The sequence below is a fragment of the Chryseobacterium sp. D764 genome (assembly GCF_019317325.1).
Lineage (GTDB): Bacteria > Bacteroidota > Bacteroidia > Flavobacteriales > Weeksellaceae > Chryseobacterium.
The window spans coordinates 3,720,930-3,734,565 of sequence record NZ_CP079219.1 but is presented as its reverse complement, the minus strand read 5'-3'; the positions used below and the strand labels follow the sequence as shown (position 1 = coordinate 3,734,565).

Below are 13,636 nucleotides of genomic sequence, written 5' to 3'. Positions count from 1 at the left end.
ATGTTTTAAATTAAAATTGATATGAATAAATTAAAAAAAGTTAATACAAATTCGGGAAAGGAAGCATGAAGCTTTTGATGGAAGTTATTTAGTCTAAAAGATTACTGACCAAACTTTAATCTACATTCACCAAATTGAATACGTTTTCTTAAAAGTAGTAAGAACTTTTAGCCCAATATCATATCCATCTCCTTCTTCCTGCTTCCAGCCCTCACTGGTATCAATGTCGTTTATTTTCTTCCTTTGAACTGAACTTCTTTTACGATTTCTTCAAATTTAGTATAGTGTTCAGGACTTAGTGCTTTCTGAATAGCAGCTTTTCTCTGGGTATCAAATTTCTCCCAGTATTCTTTTGCCAGATCGTTGTTCCCATGATATACATCGTGCGCATCATTGAATGCTTTTTCAAAGGCATCATTCGCAGCATTTACTACTTTGAACTCTTCTTCGGAAAGCTGTGCTTCCGTTTTGATTCTTTCTAACAATACATTGTCATATCTTGGTCTTTTTCTGGAATTTTCATCTACAAACTTATTGAACTTTTCCATCTGAGGACCATCTAAAACGGTAGCCATTTCAATAGACTGCTGCGCTCTCAGTTCTTCATTCTTTATTCCTAAAGCTACGCGGTCCATATTACCACCCTGAGCTTTTGCTGCCTGAAAATTCTGCTCCTGAAGCTGCTGATATTTTGCAGTGATCTCGTTAAAGCTCTTTTCCTGTTCAGGAGTAAGTTTCACTTCTGTTTTAAACTGATTATAATCTATTCCTTTCTTTTTGTCTCCGGAACATGACACAGCTGCTGCGCCAAGAGCCAATGCTAAGAATATAGTTTTGATACTTTTCATAATGAATAATTTTGTTGATTAGAATTTATAGTTTACCTGTACAGCAAAGTTTCTTGGCTGAATCTGATCGATATATCCTCCTCTGAAATAAGAGCTGTATCCTACGCTATCAAAAATGTTATTAAAGAATACTCTTATTCCCATTCCATTTTTCAGTGTATATCCTGCCTGGGCATCTACGGTAGTATATTCCGGCATATCGAAAGGTTTGTCTCCAGGCTTCACACTGTTCAGGTGACCTGCTGTAAATGTTTTCTGAGTCCATTCGTCAACCGGTCTTTTTCCTACATAATAAATTCCCGCCCCTACATCAAGTCCTGATAAAGTACCTTTATTGAATTTATAATTCAGCCATCCGTTTGCAGTATGCTTAGGAGCGTTCATTGGTGCAGATCCGTTCATGTAAGCAGGACTGTCCTGATACTGAGCATCCAGATATGCCCATCCGGACATTACCTGAAGGTTTGGCAGAATTCTTCCGATAAGCTCTACTTCCACTCCTTTTCTTCTAAGGTTTCCTGCAAGGCCATACATTGTTTGTTTGTCAATCACAACAGGGTTATAATTTTCGTCAAGAATAGTGAAGGAAAGATGATCTGTTTTAATATCAAATACCGTTACATTAAATCTTAAACGCTCATTAAACCAATCTGATTTAATACCAGCTTCCCATTGTTTAGTCATTGACGGGCCTACTCTTCCACCATCTAAAAGGAAATTATTAGAAGATCTTAAAGATGTGGTTGTAGTATACGATCCAAATACATTAACATTTGGAAGTGGAGAAACAATCAATCCGAAATTAGGGTTCCATGTATCTACAGATTCATTGGCAGAACCATTGAGCCTGCTGTAACGAAGTCCCAAATGAGCTTTTACATATTTTCCAATCGTCATCACATCCTGAGCCATTGCACCGATACTTGGTGTCAATACTGCGTTTGATCTTCCCAGATTTTTATAAATGACATTTACCGGAAGTTGGTTCGGGATATTTCCGTTCACTACGTCAACAATATCAAGTGGATTAGCCGCATAGGTTGTATTTCCGATTTTTGTATTACGTGCAGTAATTAAATTCCCGGGTGCAATTGAGTTTTTGTATGCTTCAAAGGTTGTAGAAGAGGTTTCTGTTTCTCTCCAGTCAAAACCAACCTGGAATGTGTGTTTAATAAATCCGGTCTTTATCTGCTCTCCAATGAAGTCTAACTGTAATACTTTGTTGATATCTTCTCCCTGTGATTTTCCTATAGTACGCTGTCTGATATTGTAGTTGGTTTCACCAGCAGGCAATGACACGGATGAAGCTTCAGAATCTGTATTACTTACGGAATTCACGAAAGCTGCTCTCACTTTTAATTTGTCCGTAATGTTACGTACGATTGTAGTCGCAAAGTTGTAGGCTTCAGTTTTTGAATAATCAGATGTATATCCTAAAAACTTTCCTTTTGGCATGTGATATAATGCTTCAATAGTTCCTGGAGCAAGGTTTATTGTTCCTCTGTCCGGTGTTCTTTTATCATGAAGATAATCCATTTCCACATTGATTAATGTTTTATCATCCGGACGGAAAGCGACAGATGGGTTTACATAAATCCTTTCTCCCTGTACATGGCTTCTGAATGAATTATTATTTTGGTACGCTCCATTGAACCTCAAAGCTACTTTTCCCTGAGGATCCAATACTCTTTGGAAGTCTACTGTAGGTCTGTAAAAATCCCAGCTTCCATAACGGAATCCTACATTAGTCTGATCAATAAACTGAGGTCTTTTTGTTACAACATTAATCACACCTCCTGCAGATCCCAAACCATTTCCTATTCCCTGACCAATAGCAGCAGATCCTTTGATAACCTGAATACTTTCTACACCCTGCATATCAGTGATCATCCCTGCGGTACGGAAATCTGAATCCAGCTGAACTCCGTTTTTCAGTACAGGAACTCCACGATATCCTCTGATTGACATACTTTCGTTTCCTCCGCCATAGCTTGAAAATAGGGTTACCCCCGGAACGTTTTTCGCAACATCAGTGACTGTAAGCGCTCCTAATTCTTCAATTGCTTTATGGGAAATCACAGAAATACTTTGAATCTGATCTCTGGTTTTCAATGGCAATCTGGTAATTGCGTCCAACCCTTGTGGTTGTTTCTTTTTTTCACCAAACAGTTCTACTTCTTCAATTTTCTTGTGTTTAACTGAATCATTTACTTTCTGCGCATTGGCCAGAACTCCACCCAATAGCAGCAGAGAAAAGGATACTACTTTATTCATCTGATAATTTTTGGCAAAATTATTATTTTTATTAATTCTAAATAAATAAACAAGAGTGACATATGTCACCTGAAAAAGAACTATTAATATCAGATCATTAATCCTTCGAAGGGACTCTTTAAAATCCCTAAACAGAACTACTCTATCGTTAAGGTTAATCTCCTTAACACTTTTTATGAGTATAGAAAGTATAATTCAAAAAAAACAGATTTGATAATGTATCCAATATGCTTTTCAGATCAATTCAAAAAAAAACCGCTCCTAAAAAGGAACGGTTTGTATAATCATTGCAAAGTATGCATTTATCACACTTTAATTTCAACGTCTACACCTGAAGGAAGTTCTAATTTCATTAGAGCATCAACAGTTTTAGAAGAAGAAGAGTAGATATCCATTAGTCTCTTGTGAGCTGATAATTGGAACTGCTCTCTTGCTTTTTTGTTTACGTGCGGAGATCTCAACACTGTGAAGATTCTCTTATTCGTTGGCAATGGAATTGGACCGTTTACAACAGCACCAGTAGCCTTTACCGTTTTTACGATTTTCTCAGCAGACTTGTCTACCAAGTTGTAATCGTAAGATTTTAGTTTTATTCTGATTCTTTGTGACATTTCTTTAATTTAAAAATTAACCTTTTGCTTTAGCTATGATTTCTTCAGCAACGTTTTGTGGAGTAGCTTGGTACTTCTCTAATTCCATAGAAGAAGTAGCTCTTCCTGATGAAAGTGTTCTTAGAGTAGTAACATATCCAAACATTTCAGAAAGTGGAACAGAACCCTTGATTACAACAGCACCGTTTTTCTCTTCCTGACCACTGATTGTACCTCTTCTTTTGTTAAGGTCACCAATGATGTTACCCATATATTCTTCCGGAGTTACAACTTCCAGTTTCATAATAGGCTCCATAATTACTGGCTTAGCAGCACGTCCCGCTTCTTTAAATCCTAATTTAGCAGCCATTTCAAATGAAAGAGCATCAGAATCCACCGCGTGGAAAGATCCGTCTTTAAGAACAACTTTAATACCTTCAACTTCGAAACCAGCCAAAGGACCGTTCTTCATTGCAGCTTTAAAGCCTTTTTCAATTGCAGGAACAAATTCTCTAGGAACGTTACCACCTTTGATCTCATTGATGAATTCTAAACCAATTTTACCTTCTTCAGCAGGTCCTAATTCAAATACAATATCAGCAAATTTACCTTTACCACCAGATTGTTTTTTGTAAACTTCTCTGTGTTGAGCAACTTTTGTTAAGTTTTCTTTGTATTCTACCTGAGGCTGTCCTTGGTTAACTTCAACTTTGAATTCTCTCTTCATACGGTCAACAATGATATCTAAGTGAAGCTCACCCATACCAGAGATAATCGTTTGTCCAGAAGCTTCGTCAGTTCTAACCGTAAACGTAGGATCTTCTTCAGCCAATTTAGCTAAAGCGTTACCCATTTTATCCTGGTCAGCTTTAGTTTTAGGCTCAACAGCGATACCAATTACCGGATCAGGGAAAACCATCGATTCAAGAACGATTGGGTTTTTCTCGTCACACATAGTATCACCAGTTTTGATAGATTTGAATCCTACCGCTGCACCAATATCACCAGCTTCAATATATTCTACTGGGTTTTGCTTGTTAGCGTGCATCTGATAGATTCTAGAGATTCTTTCTTTATCACCTGAACGAGTGTTCAAGATATAAGAACCTGCATCCAGTCTTCCAGAGTATGCTCTGAAGAATGCTAGTCTTCCCACAAACGGGTCAGTAGCAATCTTAAATGCTAATGCAGAGAAAGGCTCATCTACAGATGGTTTTCTTGTGATTTCAGCGTCAGTTCTTGGATCAGTACCTTTAATATCATCTTTATCCAATGGAGAAGGAAGGTATTTACATACCGCATCCAACATAAACTGTACTCCTTTATTCTTGAATGAAGAACCACAAGTCATTGGGATAATAGATAAATCGATAGTAGCTTTTCTAAGAGCTTCGTTGATTTCGTCTTCAGAGATTGAATCTGGATCTTCGAAGAATTTCTCCATCAAAGTCTCATCGTAGTCAGCAACAGCTTCTACTAATTTCTCTCTATATTCTAGAACTTCAGCTTTCATGTCTTCAGGGATTGGCACTACTTCGAAAGTAGCTCCTTGTCCTGCTTCATCCCAGATGATAGCTCTGTTTTTAATTAAGTCAACAACACCTTTGAAATCTTCTTCAGCACCGATTGGTAAAACGATTGGAACGGCGTTAGATCCTAACATATCTTTAACCTGGTTTACCACGTTAAGGAAGTCAGCACCTTGTCTGTCCATTTTGTTTACGAATCCCATTCTCGCAACTTTGTAGTTGTCAGCAAGTCTCCAGTTTGTTTCAGACTGAGGCTCTACTCCGTCTACTGCAGAGAATAAGAATACCAATCCATCCAATACTCTTAAAGATCTGTTTACTTCTACAGTGAAGTCAACGTGTCCCGGTGTATCAATGATGTTGAAGTGGTAAGGCTTAGTTTCAGGTAAAGCTTTTCCTTGATCCGTTGGAAAGTTCCAAGAACAAGTGGTAGCTGCAGAAGTAATAGTAATACCTCTTTCTGCTTCCTGCTCCATCCAGTCCATTGTAGAAGCACCATCGTGAACTTCACCAATTTTGTGGTTAACCCCTGTATAGAATAGAATTCTTTCTGTAGTGGTTGTCTTACCAGCATCAATGTGAGCGGCAATACCAATATTTCTTGTAAATTTAAGATCTCTTCCCATTTCAGATTAGAATTTGAAGTGTGAGAAAGCCTTGTTAGCTTCCGCCATTTTGTGAGTATCAGATTTCTTTTTGAAAGCTGCACCTTCTTCTCTAGAAGCTGCTACAACTTCATTAGCTAATTTCAAAGCCATAGACTTATCATTTCTAGCTTTAGAATATTTGATTAACCATTTCATTGCCATAGAAATTTTTCTATCAGCTCTGATTGGCATAGGGATTTGGAAGTTAGCTCCACCTACTCTTCTAGAACGTACTTCTACGTGAGGCATTACATTTGTAAGTGCATCTTTCCAGATTTCAAGTGCAGTTTTTTCGTTATCTCCTTTTTTAGTTTCTACGATCTCTAATGCATCATAGAAAATTTTGAATGCGATTGACTTCTTACCGTCAAGCATTAAGTTGTTTACGAATCTCGTTACCAATTGATCATTAAATTTCGGATCTGGTAACAACGGTCTTTTTTTCGCTTTTGTCTTTCTCATTGCTTTTGTACCTTATTTAATGATTATTTTTTCTTTCCTTTTGCAGGAGCAGCAGCTGCTTGTCCTGGTTTAGGTCTCTTAGCTCCGTACTTAGATCTTCTCTGAGTTCTTCCATTTACACCAGCTGTGTCTAATGCACCTCTTACGATGTGGTAACGTACTCCCGGTAGGTCTTTCACCCTTCCGCCTCTAACCAATACTATCGAGTGCTCCTGTAGATTATGTCCTTCGCCCGGGATATAGGCATTCACTTCTTTACCGTTAGAAAGTCTTACCCTTGCTACTTTTCTAAGTGCAGAGTTAGGTTTCTTAGGTGTAGTTGTATATACTCTCGTACATACACCACGTCTTTGTGGACAAGAATCAAGGGCAGCCGATTTGCTCTTCTTGGCAAGCGTGGCTCTTCCTTTTCTTACTAATTGTTGAATAGTAGGCATTTAATTGCTTTTTATTTTAGGGTGCAAAAATAGTAATATTTTTTTAATCTGCAAACACTTATATAAAAATTAAAATCAAATACTTACATCAGAAATTGAACATGTTTCTCCATGACAATCAGAGAACCATAATATACATAAGGAAAAGGAACAGAAAATATAAATTTCTCAGCTGAAAAAATGAGTATTAAATAATTATGAAATTTATGTTATAAAGATAACCATACAATTCTTCATTTAAAACAAAACCCGGAACACCTCATCTGATGTATCCAAACTATTTTAAAAAACTTTCGTATAGTTATCATCTATTAATATTCAAGGGAGTTCGGCATGATATTTCGTAAATTTGGAGTATACAAAATGATAAACACATCTATCACCTTAATGGAGCTTACAGTATACTCAACTGAAACCGGTGATTGTATCTAATCTTAAAAAAATAAATATATACATATGAAAAATGCTAGTATCATTGGCCTTAAAGAAGCCGATTGTAAAAAAATCTCAGAAAAATTAAATGTACTGTTAGCCAATTATTCTGTATTTTATCAGAATACAAGAGGTTCTCACTGGAACATCAAAGGAGAACAGTTTTTTACCCTTCATCCAAAATTTGAGGAACTGTACAACAGTCTTGTTTTAAAGATTGATGAAATTGCAGAAAGAATCCTGACATTGGGAGCTACTCCTGCACACAATTACTCAGATTATCTAAAGGTATCAACCATTAAAGAAAGCAAAGAAGTAACTGATGGCATCAAAAGTGTTGAGCAGATTCTAAGTTCTTTCAAAGTAGTCATTGATCTGCAGAGAGAACTTTTAGATATTACGGATGAAGCAGGAGATGAAGGTACCAATTCGCAAATGAGCGATTATATTACTGAACAGGAGAAAGAAGTTTGGATGTACAATTCTTATCTTGGAAAATAACTCCATAAAATGTATTGAAATATTTCAAAAAAATCGCCTTACATTTAGGCGATTTTATTTTTTATTTTTATATTTGCGTTAAAATTACACATATTATGAACGACGTAAGACTGAACTCTATCCTAGATAATGATTTTTATAAAATAACCATGCAGAATGCAGTGGTAAAACTATTCCCAAGTTCTATTGTAAAATATGAATTTATCAACAGGGGAAAACACCACTTTCCGGAAGGATTTGATGTTGCGTTAAGGGAAGCCGTTAATAAAATGGCTGAACTGAAACTTACGAAAGACGAGAAAAAGTTCATGGCAAGAACATGTCCTTATATTGATCTTCCTTATCTGGATTTCCTGGAAGGATACCATTATGATCCTTCTGAAGTGAAAATACATCAGGAAGGAGGAGACCTTTCCGTTGTTGTAGAAGGGCTTTGGTACAGAACAATTCTCTGGGAAGTTCCTTTACTGGCCTTGATCAGTGAGCTGCATTATGAAATGAACCATATGGAAAGAGATTCCAATGAAGTGGTGATGAGCAAAACGATAGAAAAAGCAGACTCATTAGGCAGACTTGGAGTAACCTTTGCAGAATTTGGAACAAGAAGAAGACATTCTTATAAGGTACAGAACCTGGTGATGGAAGCATTAACTCAAAAAAGAGAATCAACTTTCATCGGAAGTTCAAACGTTCATTTTGCTATGAAGTATGGTGTAAAACCCATCGGAACCCATGCCCATGAATGGTTTATGTTCCATGCTGCTGAATATGGATTCAAAATGGCCAATGAAATGGCTTTGGAACATTGGGTAGATGTTTACAGAGGTGATCTTGGAGTTGCCTTGTCTGATACATATACCACAGATGTTTTCTTCCAGCAGTTTGACAAAAAATTCGCAAAACTTTTTGACGGTGTACGCCACGACAGCGGGGATGCATTAGAATTTGCAGATAAAACCATTGCCCATTATCAAAGAAATGGCATTAATCCTATGTTTAAATACATTATTTTTTCAGATGCATTAAATCTTGAAAAAGTAGAGGAAATCACCAATTACTGCAGAGGGAAAATTGGTATCTCATTCGGAATTGGGACCAACCTTACGAATGATGTTGGATTGAAACCAATGAACATCGTGATGAAGCTCATCGGTGTACAGGCTCCTAACAAAGAATGGATTCCAACAGTAAAGCTTTCTGATGAACATGGTAAATACACAGGCGATCCTAAGATGATTGAATTGGCTAAAGAGTTTTTAAGAATAAAAGATTAATATAACTTCATCAGAACTATTAGATATAACCTCGTAACCATCGAGGTTTTTTTGTATCATATCATTTTTGAAATTCAGCTCTCAGAAATCTTTAAGGTTTTTATTATATTTATCAAAATAAAACAAGATGAAATCAAGAACATTACTAACTGCATGCCTCCTCATATCAGCATTATCTTTTGCACAGGAAAAGAAAGCAGAAAAACTTAAGTACAATCAGGAATTGGCCACATCACTGGGAGCTGATAAATACGGGATGAAACCTTATACGATTGTCATGCTGACAACTGGCGATACTAAAATTGAAGACAAAGCCAAAATGAGCGAACTCATGAAAGGTCATATGGCCAATATCGGGAAACTGGCAGATGAGGGCAAAATTGTAGTTGCCGGTCCTTTCCTTGAAAGGAATAAAGAAAACTACCGTGGTATGTTTATCTTCAACACCAAGTCAAAGGAAGAAGCTGAGGAATGGGTAAAAACAGACCCTGCAGTTCAGGCTGGAGTTTTCAGTTATGAAATCTTTCCTTGGTATGGATCTGCTGCTCTACCATTGTATCTTAAACATCATGATGAAGTTTCAAAAGAAAACCCGTGATATTATCTTAAAAAGCACATTGAAAATCTTGAAGAATTAAATTTAAATTCACATTTTTGTAAAAAGACTGATTATTCAAAAGAAAAACATCGCACACTAAGAAAAAAAGAAAGGCTTTAGCAAAGAAGAAAGTGAGGATGTAAAAATCATTAAAGATGAGTGGAAAAAAATAACTATTTCAATACTTCTTCCAACAGAACCAGATACCACCAAACTCAAAAAAAATAATACCCATGAAAATAAGACTATTCGTTTTGCTGTTTTTAGCATCAACAAAACTACTCTTCGGGCAAACTGTTCCCAAAGAATACACCGATAAAGTAAAAACGGCTGAATCACTTTACCATGCCAAGGATTTCAAAAACTCTGCCAGCAACTATTCTGAAGCATTTAAATCTAACGGCTGGAAAGCATCTCTAAATGACAGGTACAATGCAGCATGCTCTTGGGCAATGGCATCAGGGCCAGACAGTGCATTTTCCCAACTTGAAAGGATTGCAGTAAAATTCAGTAATTATAACCATATAACAACGGATACAGACCTTAGCTCTTTACATAGTGATAAACGATGGAAGCCTCTCATCGAAAAAATCAAACAGAATCAGGAGAAAGCAGAAGCAAATTTGAATAAACCCTTGGTCGCAAAGCTTGGTGACATTTATAATGAAGACCAAAAGTACAGAAAACAAATCGATGGTATTGAAAAAAAATACGGTGGAAACTCAAAAGAAATGGACGAGCACTGGCAGCTTATCAATAAAAAAGATTCACTAAATCTTATTGAGGTAAAAGCCATTCTTGATAAATATGGCTGGGTGGGTCCTGATGTTGTGGGCGGACAGGGAAGCGTTACATTATTTCTTGTTATCCAACATGCAGATCAGGCAACACAGGAAAAGTATTTACCCATGATGAGAGATGCTGTAAAAAATGGTAAAGCACAAAGCAGCAGTTTGGCCCTTCTCGAAGACAGGGTGGCCCTGAGACAAGGTAAAAGACAAATTTATGGCAGCCAGATCGGACGTGATCCTGAAACACAAGTATATTATGTATCCCCACTAGAAGATCCTGAAAATGTAGATAAAAGACGCGCAGATGTTGGACTTCCTCCATTGGCTGAGTATATAAAGAATTGGCAAATGAAATGGGATCCTGAACAATATAAAAAAGACTTACCTAAACTGGAGGCAAAAACAAAGTACAAATAAACAGAAATAACATCACAATACTATTCATAGCTAGATTTCAAATCTAATTGACATTCTTCTATTTTAAACTTATTTGCCATTTTAGAAAAATCTAACCTTCATTTTAACATTTATCATAAATTAATTCAATTATCATAGATTAATTTACTATTTTAGTTTAATATTTTTAACCCTACTTATTTAATTATAAGAGTGTTAAGAATAAATTAATTTACTAAACAAAAAAAATTAAACCATGAAAAAGAACTTAACAAAACTTTTAAGAACAGATTTGAAAGATGTATTTGGAGGAACTCTTTATCCGGCAGAATGTCCCGGAGGATGCCACGGTGAAGGCATGATCAGATGTCCTGACGGCACCACCACAATGACGAATTTTATATGCATGGGAGGAACCTGTCAACCGGCAGCAATGTGCAAACCACTGGTTCTTGAACCTTTTCCGGATCCGATTATAATCACTCCATAATCTGAACAATAAATAAAAAGAGACTGTCACAAAGACAGTCTCTTTTTTACAATTATAATTTTAATTAAAAAATATCGCTACCGATTATATAGCCATTTGTACCATTTATTTTTTTAACCGCATTATTATTAAATCTATATTTATTATAAATACCAATATTTGGAATATATCTTAAGATATTACCTTCTCTCATATATATCTTATTGGTAAAATTATCCTGTTTAAGATCATTATCAGGTGTTAAATCAGCCCCACGTTCTACTGTTGACAAATTACTTGGACTCACAGTAGCGATTTCACCACTCGTAATATTAAATAATCCATAAAGTGTCATAGGGCTCTGGATATATCTCAGTTTATTTTCAAACATAAAAAATATCTGGTTGGTAGCAGGATTTCTAACAAAATTACCATTCACAAGATTTGCAGTATTTGTATAATCCAGCCTCACCTGATTATCAATTAAATATTGATCTATATAAGATTTTAATTGAGCTTTCTTCACAGGATCTTTAACCAATTCATAAAGAGGTATCAAACCATTACTCCCAAATTCTACCAACACAGCATTAGTTGGTGTGGAACTGTTCTGCCAGCTGGAAATATTAATTTTAGGATTTGCCTGGTCAAGGTTTAGCTCTCCCACCAAACTCTTCGATGGATCTCCCCCTCTGGTTTTAAAGGATAATTTTCTAGAAAAGTTTTTACTTGATTCTGAAGTATCTATGTCATTATCAACATTGGCATCAAAAATACTCTTTACTCCAACTTTAACTCCAACTCTGGCTGCTTTTTCACGGCTTTGATTAGTGGTTTCAGATTGAAACATAACATCTAACTTAGCCCCTGTATAAATATCAATTGCAACGTGGGTTCCATAATCGTTTACAATTTGCGCAGGGCTATTGGACTGTAAATCGCTAGAAAACTCCGGTGTCAAATAATCAGATAATAAGACAGGGGTAGCATTAAATCTAAATCTTCTTTGTTTAATTAAAAGATTATAACTACCATAAATATATTTAGCATCAAATTTATTAGTAGTAGTGTTGCTAACCGCAGAACTAAAAGTAACCGAAATAAGTTTTTTAAATAAAGAGAACCCAGCTGAAGCTCCCACTTTTGTAGAGACCATTTTTGAATAAGCTTCTGCGTTTTCCCCATATTCTTCAAGATATTCCTGAGAAAATACATTATCAGTGATCAATCTACCCGCCTGTTCATTTTTAAATCTCTCAATATCAATCACCTGATATCCTGACGAGTTAGAATTAGCATATTCCCCAGTGGCATTATAACCATACCCTAAGACATCATAGATACCATCACCAGCGCTTTTAGCGAAATTTCTCCCTGAATTTTTTTTTGAGTTTTCATTTAGGTTAGGATTTTCAAGCTCATCAGTAGAGCAAGAAGCTGCAAACAGTAATATAATACTGGCAAAAAAGAAACTTAGTTTTTTCATATTTTTATTTTAAGTCTGCAAACTTAATTCTTTGCATCCAAAGCCAGAATGATATAAATCATAAATAAGGGAATTAATTAAAACAATAGGTCAATTATACTGTAATAATGTATTTCTCGATATCTTTAAACAAAAAAACATCATGAAAACTATTGAGGAAGTTCTTAAAAAGCTGGATGAAATCATTATCTGGTGCAAGGAAAATAATAGCCCTGCAGGATATTTCGCCTGTACCTATCGAATCATGACCGCACAGGTTCTGAAAGGTATTCAACAGAAAAAATTTGAAGACAACCCCAGAATGACATTACTGGACCTTGCTTTTGCACAGAGATATCTTCAGGCATGGGAAAGCTACAGCAAAGGAGAAAAATGTACCAACTCATGGTATATTGCCTTTGAAGCCAGCAAGAATAAAAACCTGTTGATTCTACAGCATATATTTTTGGGAATGAATGCACACATCAATCTGGATCTTGGTATTTCTGCAGCTTCCATAATGCCTTACCGGAAGATAAATCCTTTGAAAAAAGATTTTGAAAATATTAATAATGTCATTGCTTCCATTAATCAGAATGTTCAGGACTCTTTAAACAAAATCTGTTATCCTGTAGATCTTATTGATAAACTATCCAATGGGAAAGATAATGCTGTACTTGATTTTGCCATTTCCAAAGCAAGAGATACTTCCTGGGCAACGGCAGTCATTGCATCCAACACTCCGAATTTCTTAAGAGTATCTGTGATCGGCATTGTAGATTATGCGGCGGCTAAAGTCGCTACACAAATTCTGAACCCGAAGATCCTCACTCCTTCCCTTTTAAAAGAATTTAAAAAATGTGAAAGCAGTGATGTGGTAAAAAATATTGAGATCTTAGAATCTACAAAGAATTCTTAACTAA

Annotated in this window: 13 protein-coding genes; 6 read left to right on the top strand and 7 right to left on the bottom strand. The window is 36.0% G+C overall.

Annotated features, from left to right (window positions below; genetic code table 11):
- Positions 1-230: 230 nt before the first annotated feature.
- The 6 genes from KYG33_RS16910 to rpsL all read right to left on the bottom strand — a co-directional run bounded on the left by KYG33_RS16910 (position 231) and on the right by rpsL (position 6,787).
- Entirely contained in the window at positions 231-848 is a 618-nt protein-coding gene (locus KYG33_RS16910; protein WP_077413583.1) for a hypothetical protein, read from the bottom strand.
- A gap of 18 nt (positions 849-866) precedes the next feature.
- On the bottom strand, positions 867-3,122 hold the full coding sequence (locus KYG33_RS16905; RefSeq protein WP_077413582.1) for a TonB-dependent siderophore receptor: 2,256 nt from the start codon (positions 3,120-3,122) through the stop codon (positions 867-869).
- 305 nt (positions 3,123-3,427) lie between these two features.
- A complete protein-coding gene (gene rpsJ, locus KYG33_RS16900) occupies positions 3,428-3,733 on the bottom strand; it encodes a 30S ribosomal protein S10 (RefSeq protein ID WP_002661363.1) in 306 nt (101 codons plus the stop codon).
- A 16-nt stretch (positions 3,734-3,749) separates the two neighbouring features.
- Positions 3,750-5,867, bottom strand: coding sequence for an elongation factor G (gene fusA / locus KYG33_RS16895; protein ID WP_077413581.1), 2,118 nt, complete (start codon positions 5,865-5,867; stop codon positions 3,750-3,752).
- A 6-nt stretch (positions 5,868-5,873) separates the two neighbouring features.
- Positions 5,874-6,350 (bottom strand): 30S ribosomal protein S7, encoded by a 477-nt coding sequence (gene rpsG, locus KYG33_RS16890; protein WP_034694654.1) that lies wholly within the window; start codon positions 6,348-6,350, stop codon positions 5,874-5,876.
- Between the two features lie 23 nt (positions 6,351-6,373).
- The gene (gene rpsL / locus KYG33_RS16885) at positions 6,374-6,787 is read right to left on the bottom strand and encodes a 30S ribosomal protein S12 (RefSeq protein ID WP_002983146.1); all 414 of its coding nucleotides are present in this window, start codon (positions 6,785-6,787) and stop codon (positions 6,374-6,376) included.
- Positions 6,788-7,243: 456 nt separating this feature from the next.
- Between rpsL and KYG33_RS16880 the strand changes: the two genes are divergently transcribed.
- The 5 genes from KYG33_RS16880 to KYG33_RS16860 all read left to right on the top strand — a co-directional run bounded on the left by KYG33_RS16880 (position 7,244) and on the right by KYG33_RS16860 (position 11,269).
- On the top strand, positions 7,244-7,720 hold the full coding sequence (locus KYG33_RS16880) for a Dps family protein (protein WP_077413580.1): 477 nt from the start codon (positions 7,244-7,246) through the stop codon (positions 7,718-7,720).
- Between the two features lie 95 nt (positions 7,721-7,815).
- Positions 7,816-8,994 carry a nicotinate phosphoribosyltransferase gene (gene pncB, locus KYG33_RS16875; protein ID WP_077413579.1) on the top strand — a complete coding sequence of 393 codons (1,179 nt, stop codon included), beginning with the start codon at positions 7,816-7,818 and terminating at the stop codon, positions 8,992-8,994.
- 127 nt (positions 8,995-9,121) lie between these two features.
- Positions 9,122-9,592 (top strand): YciI family protein, encoded by a 471-nt coding sequence (locus KYG33_RS16870; RefSeq protein ID WP_219072107.1) that lies wholly within the window; start codon positions 9,122-9,124, stop codon positions 9,590-9,592.
- Between the two features lie 233 nt (positions 9,593-9,825).
- Positions 9,826-10,800, top strand: a complete 975-nt coding sequence (locus KYG33_RS16865; protein WP_180565043.1) for a DUF6624 domain-containing protein — start codon at positions 9,826-9,828, stop codon at positions 10,798-10,800.
- Between the two features lie 235 nt (positions 10,801-11,035).
- The gene (locus KYG33_RS16860; protein ID WP_077413577.1) at positions 11,036-11,269 is read left to right on the top strand and encodes a hypothetical protein; all 234 of its coding nucleotides are present in this window, start codon (positions 11,036-11,038) and stop codon (positions 11,267-11,269) included.
- Between the two features lie 64 nt (positions 11,270-11,333).
- On the opposite strand, the gene KYG33_RS16855 is transcribed toward KYG33_RS16860, so the two are convergent.
- Positions 11,334-12,734: an MAC/perforin domain-containing protein gene (locus KYG33_RS16855; protein ID WP_077413576.1), complete on the bottom strand. Its 1,401-nt coding sequence runs from the start codon at positions 12,732-12,734 to the stop codon at positions 11,334-11,336.
- 142 nt (positions 12,735-12,876) lie between these two features.
- Here KYG33_RS16855 and KYG33_RS16850 point away from each other — a divergent pair, with 142 nt between their 5' ends.
- On the top strand, positions 12,877-13,632 hold the full coding sequence (locus KYG33_RS16850) for a DUF5995 family protein (protein WP_077413575.1): 756 nt from the start codon (positions 12,877-12,879) through the stop codon (positions 13,630-13,632).
- Positions 13,633-13,636 lie beyond the last annotated feature (4 nt).

Coding starts and splice junctions, on each gene's coding strand:
- KYG33_RS16910 (WP_077413583.1), bottom strand. CDS start 848: ATGAAAAGTATCAAAACTATATTCTTAGCATTGGCTCTTGGCGCAGCA.
- KYG33_RS16905 (WP_077413582.1), bottom strand. CDS start 3,122: ATGAATAAAGTAGTATCCTTTTCTCTGCTGCTATTGGGTGGAGTTCTG.
- rpsJ (WP_002661363.1), bottom strand. CDS start 3,733: ATGTCACAAAGAATCAGAATAAAACTAAAATCTTACGATTACAACTTG.
- fusA (WP_077413581.1), bottom strand. CDS start 5,867: ATGGGAAGAGATCTTAAATTTACAAGAAATATTGGTATTGCCGCTCAC.
- rpsG (WP_034694654.1), bottom strand. CDS start 6,350: ATGAGAAAGACAAAAGCGAAAAAAAGACCGTTGTTACCAGATCCGAAA.
- rpsL (WP_002983146.1), bottom strand. CDS start 6,787: ATGCCTACTATTCAACAATTAGTAAGAAAAGGAAGAGCCACGCTTGCC.
- KYG33_RS16880 (WP_077413580.1), top strand. CDS start 7,244: ATGAAAAATGCTAGTATCATTGGCCTTAAAGAAGCCGATTGTAAAAAA.
- pncB (WP_077413579.1), top strand. CDS start 7,816: ATGAACGACGTAAGACTGAACTCTATCCTAGATAATGATTTTTATAAA.
- KYG33_RS16870 (WP_219072107.1), top strand. CDS start 9,122: ATGAAATCAAGAACATTACTAACTGCATGCCTCCTCATATCAGCATTA.
- KYG33_RS16865 (WP_180565043.1), top strand. CDS start 9,826: ATGAAAATAAGACTATTCGTTTTGCTGTTTTTAGCATCAACAAAACTA.
- KYG33_RS16860 (WP_077413577.1), top strand. CDS start 11,036: ATGAAAAAGAACTTAACAAAACTTTTAAGAACAGATTTGAAAGATGTA.
- KYG33_RS16855 (WP_077413576.1), bottom strand. CDS start 12,734: ATGAAAAAACTAAGTTTCTTTTTTGCCAGTATTATATTACTGTTTGCA.
- KYG33_RS16850 (WP_077413575.1), top strand. CDS start 12,877: ATGAAAACTATTGAGGAAGTTCTTAAAAAGCTGGATGAAATCATTATC.